Raw genomic sequence first — 21394 nt, 5'->3', positions numbered from 1 at the left:
CCCCATCTGTTAGTCGAGAGTGCACCGCGTGGAATCTGAAATCAGTCGAGTTCATCTCAGTCATGATCCACGCGCCCTGCACGACGACCCATTGCTCGACGGGTTGTTGGCGCTCTGCGCCCTGCACCAGAAACCGGCCAGTGCGGCCATGCTCACCACCGGCCTGCCGCTGCCCTCGCAGCGTTTGAGTGCCGAGCTGTTGCCGCGTGCCGCCGCGCGTGCCGGGTTGCAAGGCCGGCTGCTGCAACGCAAGCTGGAGCAAATCCCGACGATTGCATTGCCGGCGCTGCTGTTGCTCAAGGACGGTCGCAGCACCGTGCTGGTCGGCTGGCAAGGCGAGGATGAAGCACGGGTCCTGCTCAGCGAAAGCGACGGCGGCGAAGTGCTGATCAAGCGCGAGGCGTTGGCCGACGACTACATCGGCAAGGTCTTCTTCGCCCAGCCGCAACACAAATTCGACGTCAACCACGGCAGCCTGATTCCACGCGCGCGTTCGTGGTTCCGTGACACCCTCAAGCGTTCGCGCTGGCTCTACACCGACGCCATCGCCGCCAGCTTCCTGATCAACATCATCGCCATGGCCGCGCCGCTGTTCGTGATGAACGTGTACGACCGCGTCGTACCGAACCAGGCCACCGCCACCCTGTGGGTGCTGGCCGTGGGTATCTGCGGCGCGTACCTGTTCGACCTGGTCCTGAAAAGCCTGCGCAGCCTGTGCCTGGACCTGGCCGGTAAAAAAACCGACCTGATCATCTCGGCCACACTGTTCGAACGCATCGTCGGCATGTCCATGAAGTACCGCCCGGCGCGAGTCGGCAGCTTCGCCCAGAACATTCATGAGTTTCAAAGCCTGCGTGACTTCCTCGCGTCGCTGACCCTCACCAGCCTGATCGACCTGCCGTTCACCTTGCTGATCTTCCTGGTGATTGCCATCCTCGGTGGGCATCTGGTGTGGGTGCCGGTGCTGGCATTCCCGCTCGCGCTGGGTATTGGTTATGCGCTGCAAAAGCCATTGGTGGCTACTATGGAGCGCACCATGGCACTGGCCGCCGAGCGCCAGTCGAGCCTGATCGAAACCCTTGCCGGGCTCGATGCGGTCAAGGTCAACAACGCCGAGAGCGAGCGCCAGTACGGCTGGGAACAGACCATCGGCACGTTGAGCCGGCTTGAGCTGCGGGTGAAGTTACTGTCGGGCCTGTCGATGAACATGACCCTGCTGATCCAGCAGTTGGCCGGCGTGATCATGATCGTGTTCGGCGTGTACCAGATCATCGACGGCAACCTCAGCATGGGTGGCCTGATTGCCTGCTACATGCTCAGTGGCCGTGCCTTGAGCCCGCTGGCGTCGCTGTCGGGCCTGCTGACGCGCTACCAGCAAGCCAAGGTCACCATGACCTCGGTGGACCAGATGATGGAGCTGCCCCAGGAGCGCAATTTCGAAGAGCGCCCCATGAGCCGCCGCACCCTGCAAGGCGCCATCGAGTGCCGGGGCCTGAACTTCACCTACCCGAACCAACAGAACCCAGCGCTGAGAAACATCAACCTGGTGATCAAGCCCGGGGAAAAAATCGGCATCATCGGCCGCAGTGGCTCGGGCAAAAGCTCCCTGGCCAAATTGATCGTCGGCCTGTATCAACCCGACTCCGGCGCGTTGCTGGTGGACGGCGTGGACGTGCGCCAGATCGACGTGAGCGAACTGCGCCACAACATCGGCTACGTCGCCCAAGACATCCAACTGCTCGCCGGTACCCTGCGCGACAACCTGGTCAGCGGTGCGCGCTACGTCGAGGATGAAATGGTCCTGCAAGCCGCCGAACTGGCCGGTGTGCACGAATTCGCCCGCCTGCATCCCCAGGGCTACGAGCTGCAAGTCGGCGAGCGTGGGCAGAACCTGTCCGGCGGTCAGCGCCAGAACGTCGCCCTGGCCCGTGCATTGTTGCTCAACCCGCCCATCCTGCTGCTGGACGAACCCACCAGCGCCATGGACAACACCGGTGAAGAACGCTTGAAACAACGCCTGCAAGCCGTGGTGCAAAACAAGACTGTGGTGCTGGTCACGCACCGGGCTTCACTGCTCTCCCTGGTAGACCGCCTGCTGGTGGTCGACCGTGGGCAGATTCTCGCGGACGGCCCGAAAGCCGTGGTCATGGAAGCGTTGAAGAAGGGGCAGATCAGTGTTGCTTAACTCCATCAAGAGTGCGGTCGGCCGCTACTTCAAAGGCTCCGATTCGCTGCAGGGCCAACCCCTGCCCGAGGTCAACAAAGCGCTGATCGAAGATGCGCCGCGAGTCATCCGCCTGACCATCTGGGCGATCATCGGGTTCTTTGTGTTCCTGGTGGTGTGGGCAGGGTTTTCCCAGATCGACGAAGTAACCCGTGGCGACGGCAAGGCGATTCCATCGTCCAAATTGCAGAAAATCCAGAACCTGGAAGGCGGTATCGTCGCCGAGTTGTACGTCAAGGAAGGCCAGATCGTAGAAGCCGGCGCGCCGTTGATTCGCCTCGACGACACGCGGTTTGTCTCCAATGCCGGGGAAACCGAAGCCCTGCGCCTGGCCATGCAACTGCGGGTCGAACGCCTGAGTGCACAGGTGGATGATCGCCCGCTGAACATCCCCGACGACGTGCTCAAGGCTGCGCCGAGCCAGGCTGCCAATGAGCGCTCGTTGTATGAAAGCCGTCGCCAGCAGTTGAAAGACGAAGTCGGCGGCTTGCAGGAGCAACTGGTACAGCGCCAACAGGAACTGCGCGAGTTCACTTCCAAGCAGAGCCAGTACCGCAGCCAGTTGTCCCTGCAGCGCCAGGAAATCAACATGTCCGAGCCGCTGGTGGCTCAGGGTGCGGTATCGCCGGTGGAAGTGCTGCGTCTCAAGCGCGCTGAAATGGAAACCCGCGGCCAGTTGGACGCCACCACCCTGGCGATCCCCCGCGCCGAGTCGGCGATCAAGGAAGTGCAACGCAAGATCGACGAAACCCGTGGCAAATTCCGCAGCGAAGCCCTGACCCAACTCAACGAAGCCCGTACCGAACTGAACAAGGCCGAGTCCACTGGCCGCGCCCTGGAAGACCGAGTCAGCCGCACCCTGGTCACCTCGCCGGTGCGCGGGATCGTCAAGCAGTTGCTGGTCAACACCGTCGGCGGTGTCATCCAGCCGGGCAGCGACATGGTCGAAATCGTGCCACTGAACGACACCCTGCTGGTGGAAGCCAAGATCCGGCCGCAAGACATCGCTTTTCTGCACCCGGGGCAAGAAGCGGTGGTCAAGTTCACCGCCTATGACTACACCATCTACGGCGGGCTCAAGGCCAAGCTCGAACGCATCGGTGCCGACACCATCACCGACGAAGACAAGAAAACCACCTACTACATGATCACCCTGCGCACCGACCGCAGCCACCTGGGCACCGATGAGAAGCCGTTGCTGATTATCCCGGGCATGGTCGCCTCGGTGGATATCATCACCGGCAAGAAAAGCATCCTCAGCTACCTGCTCAAGCCGATCATCAAGGCGCGGGCCGAGGCGTTGCACGAGCGGTAATTCTCTGGCGCCTTTGCCGGCCCCATCGGGAGCAAGCCTCCTCCCACAGTTGATTTGTGAATACATTCAAATGTGGGAGGGGGCTTGCTCCCGATAGGACCATCAGCATCACCCTGGGCCTCAAACCAAACGGCCATATCGATATGCCTTAACAGTATTTAAAATCCCGTTCTTATACCTATAAATTCACTTCCCTGACCGCCGGGAGTGAATCCAATGTCCGCCACCGCTGCTGCCCCCACCACCGTCAAAACTTTCGACATCCGCCCCTTCCCCGGCAGTGTCGGCGCCGAGATCATTGGCCTGGACTTGTCCCACCCGGTCAACGACCAGGACTTCGCCCGTATCCACCGCGCACACCTGGACCATCACGTCGTGGTGTTCCGCGACCAGCGCATCACTCCCGAACAACAGATCGCTTTCAGCCGCCGCTTCGGCGTGTTGCAGATCCATGTGCTCAAGCAGTTTCTGCTGGCCAACCATCCGGAAATCCTGATCGTCTCCAACATTATCGAGAACGGCCAATCCGTCGGCCTGGGGGATGCCGGCAAGTTCTGGCACTCGGACCTGTCCTATAAGGCGCTGCCAAGCCTGGGCTCGATGCTGCATGCCCAGGAGCTGCCCGCCGAAGGTGGCGACACCCTGTTTGCCGACATGCACAAGGCCTGGGAGCAACTGCCCGAACACCTGCGCAACGCCGTGGAAGGGCGCAGTGCCGCGCACTCCTACACGGCGCGCTACAGCGAAACCAAATTCGAAGGCAACTGGCGCCCAACGCTTACCCCGGAACAGCTCGCTCAAGTTGCCGAAGTGGTACACCCAGTCGTGCGTACCCACCCGGAAAATGGCCGCAAGGCGCTGTTTGTCAGTGAAGGTTTCACCACCCGTATCGTCGGCCTGCCCGATGACGAAAGCCGTGACCTGCTGGCCCAGCTCTATGCACACAGCGTGCTGCCGGAAAACATCTACCGCCATCAATGGCAACCCCACGACCTGGTGTTCTGGGACAACCGCTCGCTGATCCACCTGGCCGCCGGTTGCCCAAGCCACCTGCGCCGCAAGTTGTACCGCACCACCATCCAGGGCGATTCGCCTTTCTGATTCGGAGCATGAGCATGTCCAGAAGTCTTCCATTTGCACGCTTGGCTTTGACCATCGGCTTGGGTATCAGCCTATTGGCCGGTAGCCTGATCGCCCCGGCCACCGCCCAGGCCGAAGGTAAAATTCGCATCGCCGAGCAGTTTGGCATCGTCTACCTTTTGCTCAACGTGGTGCGTGACCAAAACCTGATCGAAAAATACGGCAAGCAAGAAGGCATCGACATCGAGGTCGACTGGACCCAGTTGTCCGGTGGCGCAGCCGTCAACGACGCTTTGCTCGCCGGTTCCATCGACATCGCCGGAGCCGGCGTCGGCCCCTTGCTGACCATCTGGGACCGCACCCACGGCAAGCAGAACATCAAGGCTGTGGCCTCCCTGGGTAACTTCCCCTATTACCTGATCAGCAATAATCCCAAGGTCAAAACTATCGCCGACTTCACCGAACAAGACCGCATCGCAGTGCCGGCTGTGGGGGTATCGGTGCAATCGCGCTTCCTGCAATACGCCGCAGCCAAACAGTGGGGTGACAAGGAGTTCAATCGCCTCGACAAGTACACCGTCGCCGTCCCGCATCCTGACGCCACTGCAGCGTTGATCGCCGGCGGTACCGAGTTGACCGGGCACTTTTCCAACCCGCCGTTCCAGAACCAGGCGCTTACCAACCCTAACGTGCATGTAGTACTGAACACCTATGACCTGTTGGGCCCGAACTCGCCGACGGTGCTGTTCGCCACCGAAAAATTCCGCAAAGACAATCCGAAAACCTACACGGCATTTGTCGAGGCGTTGACCGAAGCTGCGCAATTCGCCCAGAACGACAAAGGCGCCGCGGCGGACACCTACATCCGTGTCACCAAGGCCAAGATTGACCGTGCCGAACTGCTGAAAATCATCGACAACCCGCAGTTCGAATTCAGCGTCACCCCGAAAAATACCTACCCGCTGGCGGAATTCCTCTACCGCGTTGGCGCCATCAAGAACAAGCCTGAATCGTGGAAGGACTACTTCTTCCAGGACGCCAAGCCCTTGCAAGGAAGCTGACATGAACGCGCCTTTGCAAGGCCACACGGCCAGCAGCCTGAACACCGCCGAGCCACTCTTGGCCGTGGACCACGTCAGCCTTGAATACCGCACCCCCGAGCGCGTGGTGCGGGCCACTCACCAAGTCAGTTTCGAGATCGACCCGGCCGACCGTTACGTCTTGCTCGGCCCTTCGGGTTGCGGCAAATCAACCCTGCTCAAGTCCATCGCCGGGTTTATCAAACCCTGTGAAGGCGAGATTCGCTTGCTGGGGCAGAAGGTCGAACAGCCCGGCCCGGATCGTATTGTAGTGTTCCAGGAATTTGACCAGTTGCCGCCGTGGAAAACCGTCAAGCAGAACGTGATGTTCCCGCTGCTGGCCTCCAAGACGTTGAAGCGTGGCGAGGCCGAAGAGCGTGCGCTGCATTACCTCGATAAAGTTGGCCTCAGTGCTTTTGCCGACGCCTACCCCCACACCCTTTCCGGCGGCATGAAGGCCCGTGTGGCGATTGCCCGCGCGCTGGCCATGCAGCCGAAAATCCTGCTGATGGACGAACCCTTCGCCGCCCTCGACGCCCTGACCCGGCGCAAGATGCAGGAAGAGTTGCTGCTGCTCTGGGAAGAGGTGCGTTTCACCCTGTTATTCGTCACCCACTCCATCGAGGAGGCGCTGGTGGTGGGTAACCGCATCCTGTTGTTGTCGCCCCACCCCGGCCGCGTGCGCGCCGAGATCCACAGCCATCAATACGACTTGCACAGCCTTGGCGGTGTGGAGTTCCAGGCGTCGGCGCGGCGTATTCATCGCCTGCTGTTCGATGAAGTGCCCGAGGCCGAGCGTGAGTTGGGTTTCGCTGATATTCGCATCGCTTACTGAAGGGGCCGACGTATGCGCCAGGAATTTGAAGTCACCCTCGAACCGCTGCTCAGCGTGCCTGTGGAGCGCGAGCTGCCATTTCGCCAACGCCTGTGGCAGCAAGGCTGGTTGCGCAAGGGCCTGATCCTGATCGTGCTCGCCATTCTCTGGGAGGCGGTTGCCCGCTACCAGAACAACGACCTGCTGCTGCCGAGCTTTTTGCAGACCTCTCAGGCACTGTTCGACGGCCTGCTCAGTGGCGAGTTGCTGAGCAAAGTCAGTATCTCGCTGGTGGTGCTGATCAAGGGTTACCTGATCGGTATCGTGCTGGCGTTTGCCTTGACCACACTGGCGGTGTCGACCCAGTTGGGTCGCGACTTGCTTAGTACGTTGACCTCAATGTTCAACCCGCTGCCGGCCATCGCATTGCTGCCGTTGGCGCTGCTGTGGTTCGGCCTGGGGCAGAACAGCCTGATCTTTGTGCTGGTGCATTCGGTGCTGTGGGCCTTGGCGTTGAACACCTATTCGGGATTTCTCGGCGTGTCCGAAACCCTGCGCATGGCGGGCCGCAACTATGGCCTCAAGGGTATGCGCTTCGTGCTGTTCATCCTGATCCCGGCGGCGCTGCCGTCGATCCTGGCCGGGCTCAGGATCGGCTGGGCATTTGCCTGGCGTACGCTGATCGCCGCCGAGTTGGTGTTCGGTGCCACCAGCGGCAAGGGTGGGTTGGGTTGGTACATCTTCCAGAATCGTAATGAGCTGTACACCGACAAGGTCTTTGCCGGCTTGGCGGTGGTGATTCTGATCGGCTTGCTGGTGGAAAACCTGGTGTTCAATACCTTTGAGCGGCTTACGGTGAAGCGCTGGGGTATGCAGCGCTGAGCCATTGATCCCTGCTACGATTGCGCCCAGTTCACTCCCCACTGATCACGAGTGCTTGGCATGCAATTACCGGATATGAACCTGCTGGTCGCCCTCGACGCGTTGCTTGACGAGGGCAGTGTGGTCGGCGCCGCGCGGCGTATGAACCTCAGCCCGGCCGCCATGAGCCGCACCCTCACGCGGATCCGCGAAGCGGTGGGCGATCCGATCCTGGTGCGTGCCGGCCGTGGCCTGGTGCCGACCCCCAAGGCCCTGGAGCTGCAAGGCCAGGTGCGCAACGTGGTGGAGCAGGCCGCGCTGCTGTTTCGCTCGGCGGACCAAGTGGACTTGAGCACATTGCGCCGCCGCTTCAGCGTGCGTGCCAATGACTTCTTCATCGGGGTGTATGGCGGTCGGCTGTTCGACACCATGGAGCGTGTGGCCCCGCTCTGCGAACTGCGCTTCGTGCCCGAAGGCGACACCGACGACGAAGCTTTGCGCGAAGGGCGGCTGGACCTTCGCGTGAGCAACACCATGCCGGTCAGCCCCGAGGTGAAGGTGCAGAACCTGTTCTCCACCACCTTCGTCGGTCTGGCGCGGCAAGACCACCCGTTGTTCGACGAAGAAATCACCGCCGCACGCTTTGCCAGCTATTCCCACATCAGCATCTCGCGGCGCGGCATCGCCCGTGGGCCGATCGACACCGCGCTGAGTGAGCAGGGCCTGGAGCGCCGCGTGGCGATGATCGCGCCGGGCTTTCACGGCGCGATGTTCATGCTGTCGGACTCCGACCTGATCCTGCCGGTGCCCAAGGAAGCGCTCTTGAGTGCAAAGCGCCTGAACCTGCCACTGCGTGCATTTCCGCTGCCGATCTCGTTGCCGACGCTGGTATTGGCCCAATCCTGGCACCCGCGCTTCGACAAAGACCCAGCGCACAAATGGCTGCGCGAAACCATGCGCGAGAGTTGCCACGCCACCTGGCTCGAAGCCCAACCCAACTAAAAACCTCAAGCCATGCACAATAAAAATGTGGGAGGGAGCAAGCCCCCTCCCACATTTGGATTGCGTCTGGCGCACTTATAACCTGCCAACAAGTCACTTTTTGTCATGCAAGTGCCTGATTAAACTGCTCGGGTATTTCTCATTCCGAGTTACCTGTTCATGACGTCCCTCGCTGCCCCCGCGCTCCAGGCCGCAGCCAAACCCACTGCCCTGAGCCCGCCCGTATTCGGCCTGCGCATTATCATCGGCCTGGTCGGCGTGTTGCTGGCGGTGCTGGTGTCTGGTCTCAACGAGATGGTCACCAAGGTCGCCCTCGCTGATATCCGCGGTGCGCTCTACATCGGCTTTGACGAAGGCACTTGGCTGGTTGCCGCCTACACCGCTACATCCGTAGCGGCCATGGCCTTTGCGCCGTGGTGTTCGGTGACGTTTTCCCTGCGCCGCTTCACGCTGTGCGCCATCGGTTTGTTCACCGTGCTGGGCATCCTCTGCCCGTTTGCGCCGAACTACGAAAGCCTGCTGCTGCTGCGCACCGTGCAAGGCTTGGCCGGTGGTGCGCTGCCGCCGATGCTGATGACCGTGGCGCTGCGCTTCCTGCCGGCCAACGTCAAGCTCTATGGCCTGGCCGGCTATGCGCTGACCGCCACATTCGGCCCGAGCCTGGGCACACCGTTGGCGGCGCTGTGGACCGAATACGTCGGCTGGCAATGGGCGTTCTGGCAGATCGTCGCGCCGTGCCTGCTGGCCATGGCGGCTGTCGCTTATGGCCTGCCGCAAGACCCACTGCGCCTGGAGCGCTTCAAGCAATTCAACTGGCGCGGCCTGCTGCTGGGGTTTCCGGCGATCTGCATGCTGGTGATCGGCCTGCTGCAAGGCAATCGCCTGGACTGGTTCGAGTCGGGCCTGATCACCTTCCTGCTGTGTGGTGGCACCGTGTTGCTGGTGTTGTTCATGCTCAACGAATGGTCGCACCCGATGCCGTTCTTCAAGTTGCAGATGCTCGGCCTGCGCAACCTGGCGTTTGCCCTGATCGTGCTGGCAGGTGTGCTAATGGTGTTGACCTCGGTGATCATCATCCCGTCGAGTTTCCTCGCCCAGGTCCAGGGCTACCGGCCGCTGCAAACCGCGCCGGTGATGCTGCTGATGGCGTTGCCGCAGTTGATCGCGTTGCCGCTGGTGGCGGCGCTGTGCAACTTGCGCTGGGTCGATTGCCGCTGGGTATTGGGGATCGGCTTGAGCATGTTGGTGCTGTGTTGCATCGGCAGTTCGCACCTGACCTCGGCGTGGATCCGCGACGATTTCTATGGCTGGTACCTGCTGCAGATTTTCGGCCAGCCCATGGCCGTGTTGCCACTGCTGATGCTGTCCACCGGCAGTATCCAACCCATCGAAGGGCCGTTTGCGTCTGCCTGGTTCAACACCGTCAAAGGCCTGGCCGCTGTGATCGCCACCGCCGTGCTGGACACGCTGACCACCCAGCGCCTGCACTTGCACTCAACCATGCTGGTGGACCGCCTGGGCAATTCGCCCCTGGCCGATGCTGATGCGCCGGGCCTCGCCCATCGCCTGCACGAGCAGGCCGTGGTGCTGACCTCTTCGGATCTTTACGTCGTCATGGCCGGTGTCGCGGCGGCGTTGATCCTGCTGATTTTCTGGATGCCCACGCGGATCTATCCGCCTCGCGCTCCGACCTAGCCACAAGGACTTTCCATGAAACGCAAAGACAAAATTGCCGTCTCCGTTATTGCTGTATTTGCCGTTGGCGTACTGGTTTACCTGGTCGCGCCAGGCGTGCTGGGCAGCAGGCACCAGAGCACCAACGACGCCTTCGTCGCCGCCGACTTCACCCTGGTCGCGCCGCGGGTGGCGGGCTTCATCAAGGAAGTGTTGGTGGAAGACAACCAGCGCGTCAAAGCCGGCCAATTGTTGGCATTGATCGACGACCGCGACTTTCGCGCCGCCGCCCAGGCTGCCGACGCCGATACGTTGGTGGCCCAGGCGCAACTGAAAAACGCCAGCGCAACCCTGGAGCGCCAAAGCTCGGTGATCGCCCAGGCCCAAGCCACCGTGGCGGCTGACCGCGCCGAAATGGCCTTTGCCGAACATGAACTGAACCGCTACAACCACCTCGCTGGCGTGGGCGCGGGCACCGTACAGAATGCCCAGCAAGCCAAGACCCGCATCGACCAGGCCACCGCGCGCCTGGCCAACGCCACCGCCGTGTTGGCCGCCGAGCGCAAGCAGGTGGAAATCCTCACCGCCCAGCGTCATGCGGCCGAAGGTGGGCTCAAGCGCGCCCAGGCGGCGTTGGAAATGGCTAGCTATCAGCTGTCCTACACGCGCATCGTCGCGCCGGTGGATGGCATGGTCGGTGAGCGTGCGGTAAGGGTCGGCGCCTACGTGACGCCGGGCAGCAAGATCCTCGCGGTCGTGCCGTTGGCCGAGGCTTATGTGGTGGCCAATTTCCAGGAGACGCAACTGTCCCACATGCACGCCGGCCAAGCCGTGCAGGTGCGTGTCGACAGCCTCGACGGCGAGTTGCTCAACGGCCACCTGGAGAGCCTGGCACCGGCCACGGGTGTGACGTTCGCCTCGGTCAAACCGGACAACGCCACTGGCAACTTCACCAAGGTGGTGCAGCGTATTCCGGTGAAGATCGTCCTCGAACCGAACCAGCCACTGACCGAGCGCCTGCGCGTCGGCATGTCGGTAGAAGCCAGCGTCGATACCCGGCCGGTCGCGCAACAGCGTGAGGTGGCCCAGCAATGAGACACGTCGCCTGGCTCACCTTGAGCCTGATCAGCCTGAGCGCCTGCACGGTCGGCCCGGATTTCCAGCGGCCACAGGGTCCACACATCAGCCAGTGGAGCGAACCCCAGGGCCGTCAGGCCGCCAGCCACGCCGTCAGCGACCCCTTGCAGGAGCGCTGGTGGGATGTATTCCACGACGAGCAGCTATCGTCTCTCACGCGCCGCGCCCTCAGCGATAACCTCGACCTGAAACTGGCCAGCAGCCGCCTGCAACAAAGCCGCGCCGTACGCCAAGTAACCACGGCCGAACGCTACCCCAACGTCGATGCCGGTGGCGGTTATCAACGCAAGCGCAACAGCGGCAAAGGTTTGAGCGACCCCTCCGGCGAGAACGGCCGTTCGGCCTTCAACCAATGGGACGCGGGCTTCTCGGCCGCCTGGGAACTGGACTTCTGGGGCCGGGTCAAGCGCGAAACCGAGGCCGCCGATGCCACCCTGGAGGTCGCCGAAAACGACCGCCGCGCCGTGTTGTTGTCGGTGCTGGCCGAGACCGCCCAGGACTACATTCAACTGCGCGGCGTGCAAAACACCCGCGCCGTTACCGAGCAAAACCTCGACGTCGCCCGCCACAGCCTCAAGCTCTCGCAACTGCGCCTGGCCGACGGCGTGGCCACCGACCTGGACGTGGCCGAAGCCGCTGCCCAGGTCGCGACCATCGAAGCGCGCCTGCCAGATCTGCAGCAGCGCCAGGATCAATTGATCAACGCCCTGAGCCTGCTGATGGGCGAGCCGCCCCAGGCCCTGCACGCGCAGCTGTCCAAGGACGCCGCCGTGCCGCAAACCCAGCGCCAGGTCGCCATCGGCCTGCCCTCGGAACTCGCTGAACGCCGCCCGGATATCCGTCAGGCAGAAGCCCGCCTGCACGCCGCCACCGCGACTATCGGCGTGGCCAAGGGCGACTTTTACCCGCGCATTACACTGTCTGGCAGCCTCGGCTCCCAAGCCATGCAACTGTCGGACTTAGGCTCCTGGGGCTCCCGCGCCTTTGCCTTCGGCCCGCAATTTAGCCTGCCACTTTTCAACGGCGGTCGCCTGCAAGGCATGTTGAATTTGCGTGAAGCCCAGCAGCAGGAAGCGGCGCTGGCGTACCAGCAAACCGTGTTGCGTGCCTGGCATGAGATCGACGACCAGCTGACCCGCTACAACGCCAGCCAACTGCGCCGCGACAGCCTCGCCGAAGCCGTGCGCCAGAACCAGATCGCCCTCACCACCGCGCAACATCAGTACGTCGAAGGCGTGGTGGATTTCGTCAACGTACTCACGGTGCAAAGCGCGTTGCTGGCGACCCAGGAACAGTGGGTGGAAAGCTCTACCGGCGTGTCGTTGGCCATGGTCGGCTTGTACAAGGCGCTGGGAGGAGGGTGGGAGTCGGTGTATCCGTTGCAGACCGCCGGGCGCTGAGCAACAAAGATTTTTGTCAGTCGCGAAATAAGATGTAATGATAATTGCTCTCAATAACGTGACCGAGCTTTTCATGAGCATCGCGACTGACGGCCAGCAACAGCTTCACATCCTGTACCGCGACCATCACGGCTGGCTGCAAGGCTGGTTGCGCAAGCGCCTGGGTGACCGTGAGCACGCCGCTGATGTGGCGCACGACACCTTCCTGCGCCTGCTGGTGTCCGGGCGTTTCCCGGGCGACAAGGAAAGCCGCAGCTACCTGGCACAGATCGCGCGCAATCTGGTGATCGACCAATGGCGCCGCCTGCGTATCGAGCGCGCCTACCTGGAGAGCATCGCGCACCTGCCCGAGCCCGAGTCACCGTGCCTTGAAACCCGTGCACTGATCCTCGAAACCCTGATGCAGATCGACGCCATGCTCGACCGCATGCCCGACAATGTGCGCCGCGCGTTTTTGCTGTCGCAGTTCGAAGGCTTGAGCTATGCGCAGATCGCCGAGCGCCTGGGCGTCACCGTCAGCTCAGTGCAGAAGTACATGACCCGGGCCATCGTCGCCTGTTATCAGGTTGTCTACGAAGAATGAAACACGACGCGCCCATCGCACCGGCAATTGTCGAGCAAGCCAGTGAGTGGCTGATGCTGCAATGGGGCGGCGAACTGCAAGGTGAGCATCGCCGAGCGTTCGCCCAATGGCAAGCGGCGGACCCGGAACACCGGCGTGCCTGGCAACGTTTGCAGCAACTGCAACAAACCCTTGGCGGCGTACCCGCCGACAGCGCCCGGGCAGTCTTGCGCGACGCCCCGGACACCCAGCGCCGTGCCGCGCTGAAGTTGCTTGGTTTGCTGCTGGTGGCTGGGGGCAGCGGCTATCTGGTCCAGCGCAGCGAGCCCTGGCAGGCCGCCTTCGCCGAGCACCGCACCGCCACGGGTGAAATTCGCCACGTCACCTTGAGCGACGGCACGCAGTTGGACCTCAACAGTGACAGCGCCGTAGACCTGCGTTTCAGCGCCAGCGAACGGCGTATCCGCCTGATCCGTGGCGAGGTGCTGCTGACCAGCGGCCACGATCCCTCCCGGCCGTTGATCGTCGAAACGCCTGCCGGTGATGTGCAGGCATTAGGCACGCGCTTTGCCGTGCGCGAACTGCCCGACGGTAGCCGTGTCGACCTCTATGAAGGCCGCCTGCGAGTCACTCCGCTGCACGGCACGGCGGTGCAAATGAATGCCGGTGACAGCCTGTGGTTCAGCGCACGCCAATGCGCTGCGCTGCCGGCGGTGAGCGCCAATGCCAGCAGTTGGGCCCAGCATCGCCTGGTCGCCGAGCGCCAGCCGCTGGGTGAGTTCGTGGCGCAGCTGAGCCGCTATCGCTCGGGCTTGTTGCGCTGTGATCAAGCCGTAGCTGGCCTGTTGTTGACCGGCGTGTTCCCACTCAACGATACCGATGCGATTCTCGCGGCCCTGGAGCGCTCATTGCCGGTGCAGGTGCAGGCCGTGACGCGCTACTGGGTGACGATCAAGGCGCGCGCCTGAAAAAATTATCATCAGCGCTTGTCGGTTTTTGCGCGCCGTGCGGGATACCTCTTGAAAGCCAATCAAGAAGCGTTCTCACGGGGAGTCCTGCAATGTCGCACCACCCAATCCAACCCTTGGCCCGCGCCCTGCGTCGTGGCTTGTTTGCTGGCCTGCTGGCGACCGTGCCGGTGCTGCCGAACCTGGCTCAAGCCGAAGAAAGCACCGAGGCGCTGCGCACCTATGACATTCCGGCGAGTAGCCTCGACCAGGCGTTGAACCGTTTCGCCAGCGCCTCGGGCATCCTCTTGTCGGTTGACGCGACGCTCACCGAAGGCAAGCGCAGCGCAGGGCTGAAAGGGCGTTACGGCATAGGCGCGGGGTTGGAACGCGTGCTGGCGGGCAGCGGGCTGGCGGCGGTGCAATCCCAGGGCAGTTGGTCATTGCAAGCCATTTCCGGCGACGGCGCATTGCAGCTGGGGGCGACCCAGATCAGTGGCCAGCAGGAGCAGGAAAGCGCCTGGGGCCCAGTGGACGGCATTGTCGCCAAGCGCAGTGCATCCGGCAGCAAGACCGACTCGGCGCTGGTGGAAATCCCCCAGACAATCAACGTGATTACCGCCGCCGAGATCAAGGCGCGTGGTGCCCAGAGTGTCACCCAGGCGTTGCTCTACACGCCCGGCATGACCGCGGGCGGCTTCGCCGATCGGGTCAAGTTGTTCGATGAGCCAACCTCCCGCGGTTTTTCGCCCACGCCGCTGTACCTCGACGGCTTGCACTTGCCCTACGGCGGTGGCAGCACCGGCGGCGCGTTGCAGATCGAGCCGTACTCCCTGGAGCGCATCGAAGTGCTCAAGGGCCCGGCGTCAGTGCTTTACGGCCAGAACCAGCCGGGCGGCATCGTCAATATGGTCAGCAAGCGGCCCAGCGAAACCCCGGTACGCCAAGTGGTGCTGGAGGCCGGCACCTACGAACACAAAAGCGCCGCCATCGACCTGAGTGGCCCGCTGGATGAACAGGGGCAATTTCTCTATCGCCTGACCGGCCTGGCCAATGACGGGCAGGACGAGATCAACTATGTCGAAAACAAGCGCCAGTTCATCGCCCCCAGCCTCACCTGGCGCCCCAATGACGACACCAGCCTGACCCTGTTCGCCCAGTACCAGAAAGACAAAGGCGTACCCGAAGCCCAAGGCTTGCCGGCCTCCGGCACGCTGTGGGACAACCCCAATGGCAAGATCAAGCGCGACGTATTTATCGGCGAGCCGGGCGTCAACCAGTACAACCGCGAGCAATACGTGCTGGGCTACGAGGTTTCCCATCGCCTCAACGACATCTGGACCCTCAAGCAAAACGCCCGCTACGCCGAGGTAGACGATCGCTACACCGCGCCGCTGCACGGTTACCGCTTCGTCGCCAACCCGGCCACCGGCGTGCAAGACCAGCGCTACCTGCAACGTTTCGGCGTGGACTGGTCGCAGACCAACAAGGTGTTCGGCGTCGACAGCATTGCCCAGGCCGAATTCGACACGGGCGCGTTGTCCCACACCGTCATCGTTGGCTTGGACTACTACCATTCCAACTCGCAGTTTCATGGCCTGTATGACCGCAACCCGCCGATCATCGACCTGTTCAAGCCGGTCTACGGCCAGCGCATGAACTTCGGCCAACCCTATCGCTGGGACCGCACCGTTACTCAGACCGGCCTGTACATGCAGGACCAGATCAAGCTGGATAAATGGGCGCTGGTGCTCGGTGGGCGCTATGACTGGGCCAATGTGGTGAACAAGGAGCCGTTGGCCGATACCCGCTTTGCCAGCAAAGACCAGGCGTTCACCGGCCGTGCGGGTCTGGTGTATCTATTCGATAACGGCGTGGCGCCCTTTGTCAGCTACTCGGAATCCTTCCTGCCGCTGGCCGGCACCGACTCGAACCGAAAACCGTTCGAACCGTCCACCGGCAAACAATACGAAGTCGGCGTGAAGTACCAGCCGCCAGGCCAAAAGAGTTTTATCCAAGCCTCGGTGTACCAACTGGACCAGGACAATGTGCTGACCACCAACCCGGTGGACACCACCTTCAGCACCCAAAGCGGCGCCATGCGCTCGCGGGGTGTTGAACTGGAAGCCAAGGCCGTTCTGAGTGACGCCTGGGAAATCATCGCCTCGGCTGCGCGCAACGACATCAAATACACCAAGGACAACGACGGCCGCCAGGGTCGCCACCCGGCCGGTATTTCGCCACTCACCGCCTCGATGTGGGTCAACTACACCGTGCTCGGCGACACCCCGCTGGCCGGCCTTGGCGCGGGCCTAGGCGTGCGCTATGCCCGCCAAAGCCTGGGCGACTACTACGAGGGCGCCTTCAGCGTGCCGTCCTACAGCGTCTACGATGCGAGCCTCAGCTACGACCTGAGCACCTCGCCGCTCAAGCTCAAGGGCGTGAAACTGGCGATGAACGTACAGAACCTCACCAACAAGACCTACGTCTCGCAGTGCACCAGTGACTTGGACTGCTACTACGGCGAAGGGCGTACGGTGGTGTCGAGCCTGACCTACGATTGGTAATTGCGTGTTTACGTGCGCAATAGCATGAGCGTGATGTCGTCTTCGGCTGCGCACCCTTCAAGGGTGCGCTCTGTGAGCGTCTTAAGCGGGTCTTGTGGAATGTCGAAAAGACTCAACGGTTCTGCAAAAACACCACATACCCCCGAAACCACTCACTTCCCTGCAAATACCCCGGTTCTTCCCATTCCCCGCCCTGAATCAAGCCAATCTTGAACGGCACCCCCATCCGATTCATCCGTGGCAGGTAAGCCGCATAGTCGGGGATGCTATGGCGCCCTTGATACGTCTGCACCACCACTTCATCCACCACACCCTTGAGCTGGGCGATGGCGGCCGGGTCGGCGTTGCTGCTCCAGTCCATCAGGCCGGTGATGCTCAGGCGCAGGTCGGCGGGCAGGCGTTGGCGCAAATCGCGCAGGAAGTCGGCGTATTCGTGCAGGTATTGGGTGCGAGCGTCGAAGTCGATCTGGATGCCGATTACCGGGTTGCCCGCGTCACGCCAGCGTTGCACCTGGCCAAGCAGTTGGGTGTAGACCTGTTCCGGCCAGTGCAAGGTGTGGGCACGGTAGACCACCCAGACTTCGCCTTGGGTAATACGCGGTACGCTGATGCCCTGGGCGATCAGTTGCACGCCGCGTTGGGGCGCGCGGCGGATGGAGTTGATCTGGCCCTGGAGGATGTAGAGGGTCCGGGCCTGCTTGATAACCGGTTGGGGCGTGACGCCGCTCCACAGCCAGAAGGCGTCGTAGTCGCGGGCGTCGACGGTGCCGAAAGCCGGGCTTGCCAGCAACAGCAAGCCCAGCCACAGCGACTTCACCAGTAGTACTGCAGCGATTTGCCCCACTGGGTGTCGGCGAAACCGGTCTTGAGTTGGCGGAACCAGGCTTTGCGCACCGCTGGCGCGACGTCCTCGCCACCACAACTGTTGTAGCCAGCCGGCGCGTAGCAGTTGATGGCGCGGAACAGCGCATAGGCCTTGTCGGTTTTCGGCGCCTTGGCGTTGGCGATCACCTGTTTGTAGCCGTCCAGGCGCGAGAAGGTTTCACCCTTGAACTGCGAGGCGGTGCTGCCCAGGCTGCCGGCGGCGCGGGGTTGTTCCAGGGGCATGCCGTCCAGGCCGTTGCGCAGGATGAATTCACCGAAGCAGTTCAAGGCGTGGGGGTTTTTAGCGTCGTCCTGCAAGGTCGCGGCGGTTTGCGCGATGCTTGGGCAGGCATAGCCGGATTCGGCTTTGTCACCGTCCCACTGGAACAGCTTCAAGGTCTGGCCGCTGGTATAGGTGTAGCCCAGGCTGGTGCCGAGTTTGTCCTCAGAGAGCGAGGCTTGCTTGAGGTCGTCGGCAAAGGTGGCGTACTGGCCGTGAAGCAGGTCTTTGTAGAGCAGCACAAATTGCGCGCTCTGGCGCTCGGTCGGGTCGCTGGCCTTGGCGATCTGCTGGCGCAGCAGGTCAGGGCCGGCGACGTTGCGCAGCAGGATGTAACGCACTTGCTTGGCGCTGATCGGCGAGTCGGCGGCGAACACCTTGGCCAGTTGGCCGCTGCGCTCGTAGTTCATCGCCAGTGCCAGCTCCAGCTGGTCGCGTTGCAGCGGTTGCTTGGCCAGGGGCAGCAGTTGCAGCCACAGGGCTTCGGCGCCTTTCCAGTCTTGCTTGGCCTCCAGGGCCAGGGCACGCAGGGTCTGTTGGCTGAAGGTGAAGTAATCGAGGTTCGATGGCACATCTGCGGGCAGATGCTTTAGGGCAGTGTCGGGTTGATGCTCGACGTACAGCGCATGCGCCGCTTGCAGGTAGTCGAACAGCGCCGGCTCGTTGGCAAAGGTGGCTTTCTGCTTGTCGAGGTCTTCGCGGGTCAACAGAGGCGGGGTATGAGCGCGCATCGCCATCAGGTCGCTGACGGCCTGCAGCATCGGGCTGTTCGACGACTTGTTGCCGACCATCAGCAACTTGAGGTCGGCTTCTTCCACCAACGCGTTCACGCTCACATTGCGCTGGGCGTCGCTGGCCTCGGTCAGTTGCCAGGTAAAGTCAGCGGCGAGCTTAGCCTCATCATTGGCCAGCCAATGCACGCGGCGCAGCAGGCCACGGGCGGACGCAACGTAATCGCCCTGTGGATAAGTTTTCAGGTAACCGAGAAAGCCTTCTTCGGCATCGCTCAGGGCGGCCTTATCCACATGCTCGCGTTGCGGCATGCCGTATTCGTCGAAGGCTTCGGCCTGGGCCTGGTTCAACGATGTGCGAGCGGTCATGTACAGCGCGGTTTCCTTCAGCCAAGGCACATCGCTGGTAGCGGCAGCGGCGAAACCGCGTTCGGCGTCACCGAAGCGCCCGCTATAGAAATCGGCGGCGGCCTGCAGGTAGGTGCGAAACAGCTGGGCGTTGGCCGATGGGGTCTGCTGTGCATCCACGACCTGGCCGTCCCAGTTGCAGGTGGTGAGCAATTGCAGCCGCGCCTTGACCAACAGGTCACGCTCGGTCGCCGGCATTTGGGCTTTGATCACCTGGCTGATAAACGCGGTGGCGCTGCCCTCGCTATTACTGCGGCAGCGGCTGCCTTCGCCATTGAGGAAGGCTTCGCCGGCAGTTTTGGCGTCGTCGCGCTTGATGCCCACAGAGGCAAGCAACACATCGAGTTCGGGGCTGGGCGTTTTGTCCGAGTCCGCGTCAGTCTCTGCATTCGCGGCAGGCGTGAGGCGATACACCGGGAACGGTACCGGGCCAAAGCCCTGGGCCAGGTCATCTTCACCCAAGGCATTGGGCGTCAGCGGCGCGGCTTTCTTGTCGGCCAGCAACAGGCGCAGGTTGACCCGGCTGTCGTTGCCTGGGCTGAGAAAGGGCTGGTTGCTGCAGGGTTCGAGGCTGTCACGCGAGACCCGCCAGTCCGGGTAGCACGAGTCGTCGGAACTGGCCTGGGCCTGGAGGGAAATACCGGCCAGCAGGGCCAGTGCCAGAGGTGACAAAAAACCGATGCGCATGACGTGTCCTTGATCCTTGGTCCTTGGAGGGAGTCAATAATAGCCTGATCCTGACGCGTGCTTCGGTGAAGGCCTACACAAATTGCTGATTTGTCCGATTCCAGCGGCGAACCCGGGGCTTTTGTCCTAGAGTGGCGATGTTTGCGCTTAGGCAAGCAGGGCAATGCCAGGGGAATTGAGGTGCGTCGGTCTGTGGTAGAGCAAAATGAAAAACTCGCGGTGTTGCCTGCCTCCCATCGCCTGACCTGGGAGGGCGCCACTTGGCTCAGCCGTCTCTGGTGGGTGCCGATCCTGGCGCTGGCTATGGCCCTGCGGTTTTACCACCTCACTTCAGCGGCGATCTGGGGCGACGAAGGGTCGAGCCTGCTGCTCAGCGAATACGCCGTGGCCGACCTGTGGTTTCACGCAGCCCATGATGTGCATCCGCCGCTGTATTTCTTCCTGCTGCGCGGCTGGATCGAGGTGTTCGGCGACAGCATCGGCTCGATCCGCAGCATGAGTGCCATCCCCGGCGTGGTCGCGGTGGGCCTGGGTATCTGGCTGACGCGGCAACTGTCCACCCGACGCGCGGCGGTGCTGGCGGGAATCCTGCTGGCGCTGCTGCCCACGGCGGTGCGCTACAGCCAGGAAGTACGCATGTATTCGCTGCTGGGCGTGTGGCTGTTGGGCGCTACGCTGGCGCTGGTGTACTGGCTGCGCCAACCCGAGCGTACGCGTTACCTGGCCGCGTATGTGCTGTTGATGAGTGCCGGTTTCTACACCCATTACTTCACTGCGTTGTGCGTGCTGGTGCATTGGGCGTACCTGGGGGTGCAGGCGCCGGGGCAACGTTTGCTCACGCGACCTGCGTGGTGGGTAGCCAACGCCACGATAGTGCTGTTGTACCTGCCCTGGCTGCCGAACCTGTTGGACCTGGTGCAGCACGTCGACCAACTCAAGGTCGGCGGGGACATTGGTTGGGAAGATCCGGTCAACCTGCAGTCCCTGCCGTCGATGATCTGGCAGTTCGTGCTGCAGGATGAAGGCGTTGATTTCTGGCCGCCGCTGTTCTGGCTATTTCCGCTGCTGTTAATTGCGGTGGTCGTGATGACGGCCTGGCACTATCGACCGGCACGCCTGCTGGCACTGTTTTTCCTGTTGCCGCTGCTGCTGGTATATGGGGTTTCGTTTATCTCGCCGGTGTTTATCGAACGTTATCTCACCGTGTACGCCTTGGCTTTGCCGATCCTCGTTGCCCTTGCCATCGATCGCCTGCCGTCACGCTGGTCATGGCTGGGCGTGGCGCTGTTGGTATTGTTTGTCGGCGTGGAACTGCTGGGGTTGAAGAACAACTTCACCGTGGATGAGCACGATCAACTCAACGTGCCGGTGGAGTTCGTCAATCGCAATTACCAGGAAGACGACCGCATCGTCCTCAGCGACATGCTGTGGTACCTCAGCTACGTGTACTACGACGAGACTGACGCCCAGTTGCAGCTCTACACCCCGCCCAAACCCGACGGCACGTCGACCCGGCCCAATGCCTACGGCTTTGGCACCCTGGTAGATCAGGATGGCGGGCGCATATACCTCGACTCTTTATCGGCATTACCGGCCAATACCCGGCGCGTGTGGCTGATCAGCAGCAACGAAGCACCGGACGACTTCGCCCCGCTACCCGAAGGCTGGCGCGAACTCAGTCGCCAGGACGGCGGTGGCGCACGGGCGCGTCTGTTCGTGCTGTGCAAAGTGCCGGCGCCGCAACCCGAGGGCTGTCGCTAGC

At 62.3% G+C, this 21394-nt stretch carries 16 protein-coding genes; 14 read left to right on the top strand and 2 right to left on the bottom strand.

Translation table 11 applies throughout. The features are described from left to right. Positions 1-28: 28 nt before the first annotated feature. From FRT59_RS16710 to FRT59_RS16650, 13 genes are all read left to right on the top strand, one after another. A complete protein-coding gene (locus FRT59_RS16710) occupies positions 29-2185 on the top strand; it encodes a type I secretion system permease/ATPase (RefSeq protein WP_034116809.1) in 2157 nt (718 codons plus the stop codon). Continuing rightward, complete coding sequence (locus FRT59_RS16705; protein WP_034116722.1) at positions 2175-3539, top strand: HlyD family type I secretion periplasmic adaptor subunit; 1365 nt, start codon at positions 2175-2177, stop codon at positions 3537-3539. Before FRT59_RS16710 ends, FRT59_RS16705 begins: the two co-directional genes overlap by 11 nt. Before the next feature lie 216 nt (positions 3540-3755). Next, positions 3756-4640 carry a TauD/TfdA dioxygenase family protein gene (locus FRT59_RS16700; protein ID WP_153871726.1) on the top strand — a complete coding sequence of 295 codons (885 nt, stop codon included), beginning with the start codon at positions 3756-3758 and terminating at the stop codon, positions 4638-4640. A 14-nt stretch (positions 4641-4654) separates the two neighbouring features. Continuing rightward, a complete protein-coding gene (locus tag FRT59_RS16695; protein ID WP_034116724.1) occupies positions 4655-5680 on the top strand; it encodes an ABC transporter substrate-binding protein in 1026 nt (341 codons plus the stop codon). 1 nt (position 5681) lies between these two features. Further along, a complete protein-coding gene (locus tag FRT59_RS16690) occupies positions 5682-6533 on the top strand; it encodes an ABC transporter ATP-binding protein (protein ID WP_153871725.1) in 852 nt (283 codons plus the stop codon). A 12-nt stretch (positions 6534-6545) separates the two neighbouring features. Next, entirely contained in the window at positions 6546-7394 is an 849-nt protein-coding gene (locus FRT59_RS16685) for an ABC transporter permease (RefSeq protein WP_153871724.1), read from the top strand. 60 nt (positions 7395-7454) lie between these two features. Continuing rightward, positions 7455-8375 carry a LysR family transcriptional regulator gene (locus FRT59_RS16680; RefSeq protein ID WP_153871723.1) on the top strand — a complete coding sequence of 307 codons (921 nt, stop codon included), beginning with the start codon at positions 7455-7457 and terminating at the stop codon, positions 8373-8375. Positions 8376-8534: 159 nt separating this feature from the next. Further along, positions 8535-10070 carry an MFS transporter gene (locus FRT59_RS16675; RefSeq protein ID WP_153871722.1) on the top strand — a complete coding sequence of 512 codons (1536 nt, stop codon included), beginning with the start codon at positions 8535-8537 and terminating at the stop codon, positions 10068-10070. 15 nt (positions 10071-10085) lie between these two features. Then, entirely contained in the window at positions 10086-11144 is a 1059-nt protein-coding gene (locus tag FRT59_RS16670) for an HlyD family secretion protein (RefSeq protein ID WP_153871721.1), read from the top strand. Then, the gene (locus FRT59_RS16665) at positions 11141-12586 is read left to right on the top strand and encodes an efflux transporter outer membrane subunit (protein ID WP_153871720.1); all 1446 of its coding nucleotides are present in this window, start codon (positions 11141-11143) and stop codon (positions 12584-12586) included. Before FRT59_RS16670 ends, FRT59_RS16665 begins: the two co-directional genes overlap by 4 nt. A 73-nt stretch (positions 12587-12659) precedes the next feature. Continuing rightward, the gene (locus FRT59_RS16660; RefSeq protein ID WP_153871719.1) at positions 12660-13169 is read left to right on the top strand and encodes a sigma-70 family RNA polymerase sigma factor; all 510 of its coding nucleotides are present in this window, start codon (positions 12660-12662) and stop codon (positions 13167-13169) included. Continuing rightward, positions 13166-14116 (top strand): FecR domain-containing protein, encoded by a 951-nt coding sequence (locus FRT59_RS16655; RefSeq protein WP_153871718.1) that lies wholly within the window; start codon positions 13166-13168, stop codon positions 14114-14116. Before FRT59_RS16660 ends, FRT59_RS16655 begins: the two co-directional genes overlap by 4 nt. A 92-nt stretch (positions 14117-14208) precedes the next feature. After that, positions 14209-16662: a TonB-dependent siderophore receptor gene (locus FRT59_RS16650; protein ID WP_153871717.1), complete on the top strand. Its 2454-nt coding sequence runs from the start codon at positions 14209-14211 to the stop codon at positions 16660-16662. A 112-nt stretch (positions 16663-16774) separates the two neighbouring features. Here the strand turns inward: FRT59_RS16650 and FRT59_RS16645 are convergent, their stop codons facing one another. Both FRT59_RS16645 and FRT59_RS16640 read right to left on the bottom strand, forming a co-directional pair. Then, the gene (locus FRT59_RS16645) at positions 16775-17479 is read right to left on the bottom strand and encodes a DUF3142 domain-containing protein (RefSeq protein ID WP_198809707.1); all 705 of its coding nucleotides are present in this window, start codon (positions 17477-17479) and stop codon (positions 16775-16777) included. Beyond that, positions 17476-19632 (bottom strand): PA5441 family protein, encoded by a 2157-nt coding sequence (locus FRT59_RS16640; RefSeq protein WP_153871716.1) that lies wholly within the window; start codon positions 19630-19632, stop codon positions 17476-17478. Before FRT59_RS16640 ends, FRT59_RS16645 begins: the two co-directional genes overlap by 4 nt. 180 nt (positions 19633-19812) lie before the next feature. On the opposite strand from FRT59_RS16640, the gene FRT59_RS16635 reads away from it, so the two are divergent. Next, positions 19813-21393 (top strand): glycosyltransferase family 39 protein, encoded by a 1581-nt coding sequence (locus FRT59_RS16635; protein ID WP_198809706.1) that lies wholly within the window; start codon positions 19813-19815, stop codon positions 21391-21393. Position 21394: the final 1 nt, after the last annotated feature.

The sequence above is a fragment of the Pseudomonas haemolytica genome, from assembly GCF_009659625.1.
GTDB lineage: Bacteria > Pseudomonadota > Gammaproteobacteria > Pseudomonadales > Pseudomonadaceae > Aquipseudomonas > Aquipseudomonas haemolytica.
This window is presented reverse-complemented; position numbering and strand designations above follow the sequence as displayed.

Excerpts from the sequence above, each read along its gene's own strand:
- FRT59_RS16650 (WP_153871717.1), top strand. The coding sequence starts at position 14,209 with ATGTCGCACCACCCAATCCAACCCTTGGCCCGCGCCCTGCGTCGTGGC.
- FRT59_RS16670 (WP_153871721.1), top strand. The coding sequence starts at position 10,086 with ATGAAACGCAAAGACAAAATTGCCGTCTCCGTTATTGCTGTATTTGCC.
- FRT59_RS16680 (WP_153871723.1), top strand. The coding sequence starts at position 7,455 with ATGCAATTACCGGATATGAACCTGCTGGTCGCCCTCGACGCGTTGCTT.
- FRT59_RS16690 (WP_153871725.1), top strand. The coding sequence starts at position 5,682 with ATGAACGCGCCTTTGCAAGGCCACACGGCCAGCAGCCTGAACACCGCC.
- FRT59_RS16695 (WP_034116724.1), top strand. The coding sequence starts at position 4,655 with ATGTCCAGAAGTCTTCCATTTGCACGCTTGGCTTTGACCATCGGCTTG.
- FRT59_RS16640 (WP_153871716.1), bottom strand. The coding sequence starts at position 19,632 with ATGCGCATCGGTTTTTTGTCACCTCTGGCACTGGCCCTGCTGGCCGGT.
- FRT59_RS16660 (WP_153871719.1), top strand. The coding sequence starts at position 12,660 with ATGAGCATCGCGACTGACGGCCAGCAACAGCTTCACATCCTGTACCGC.
- FRT59_RS16655 (WP_153871718.1), top strand. The coding sequence starts at position 13,166 with ATGAAACACGACGCGCCCATCGCACCGGCAATTGTCGAGCAAGCCAGT.
- FRT59_RS16675 (WP_153871722.1), top strand. The coding sequence starts at position 8,535 with ATGACGTCCCTCGCTGCCCCCGCGCTCCAGGCCGCAGCCAAACCCACT.
- FRT59_RS16700 (WP_153871726.1), top strand. The coding sequence starts at position 3,756 with ATGTCCGCCACCGCTGCTGCCCCCACCACCGTCAAAACTTTCGACATC.
- FRT59_RS16665 (WP_153871720.1), top strand. The coding sequence starts at position 11,141 with ATGAGACACGTCGCCTGGCTCACCTTGAGCCTGATCAGCCTGAGCGCC.
- FRT59_RS16685 (WP_153871724.1), top strand. The coding sequence starts at position 6,546 with ATGCGCCAGGAATTTGAAGTCACCCTCGAACCGCTGCTCAGCGTGCCT.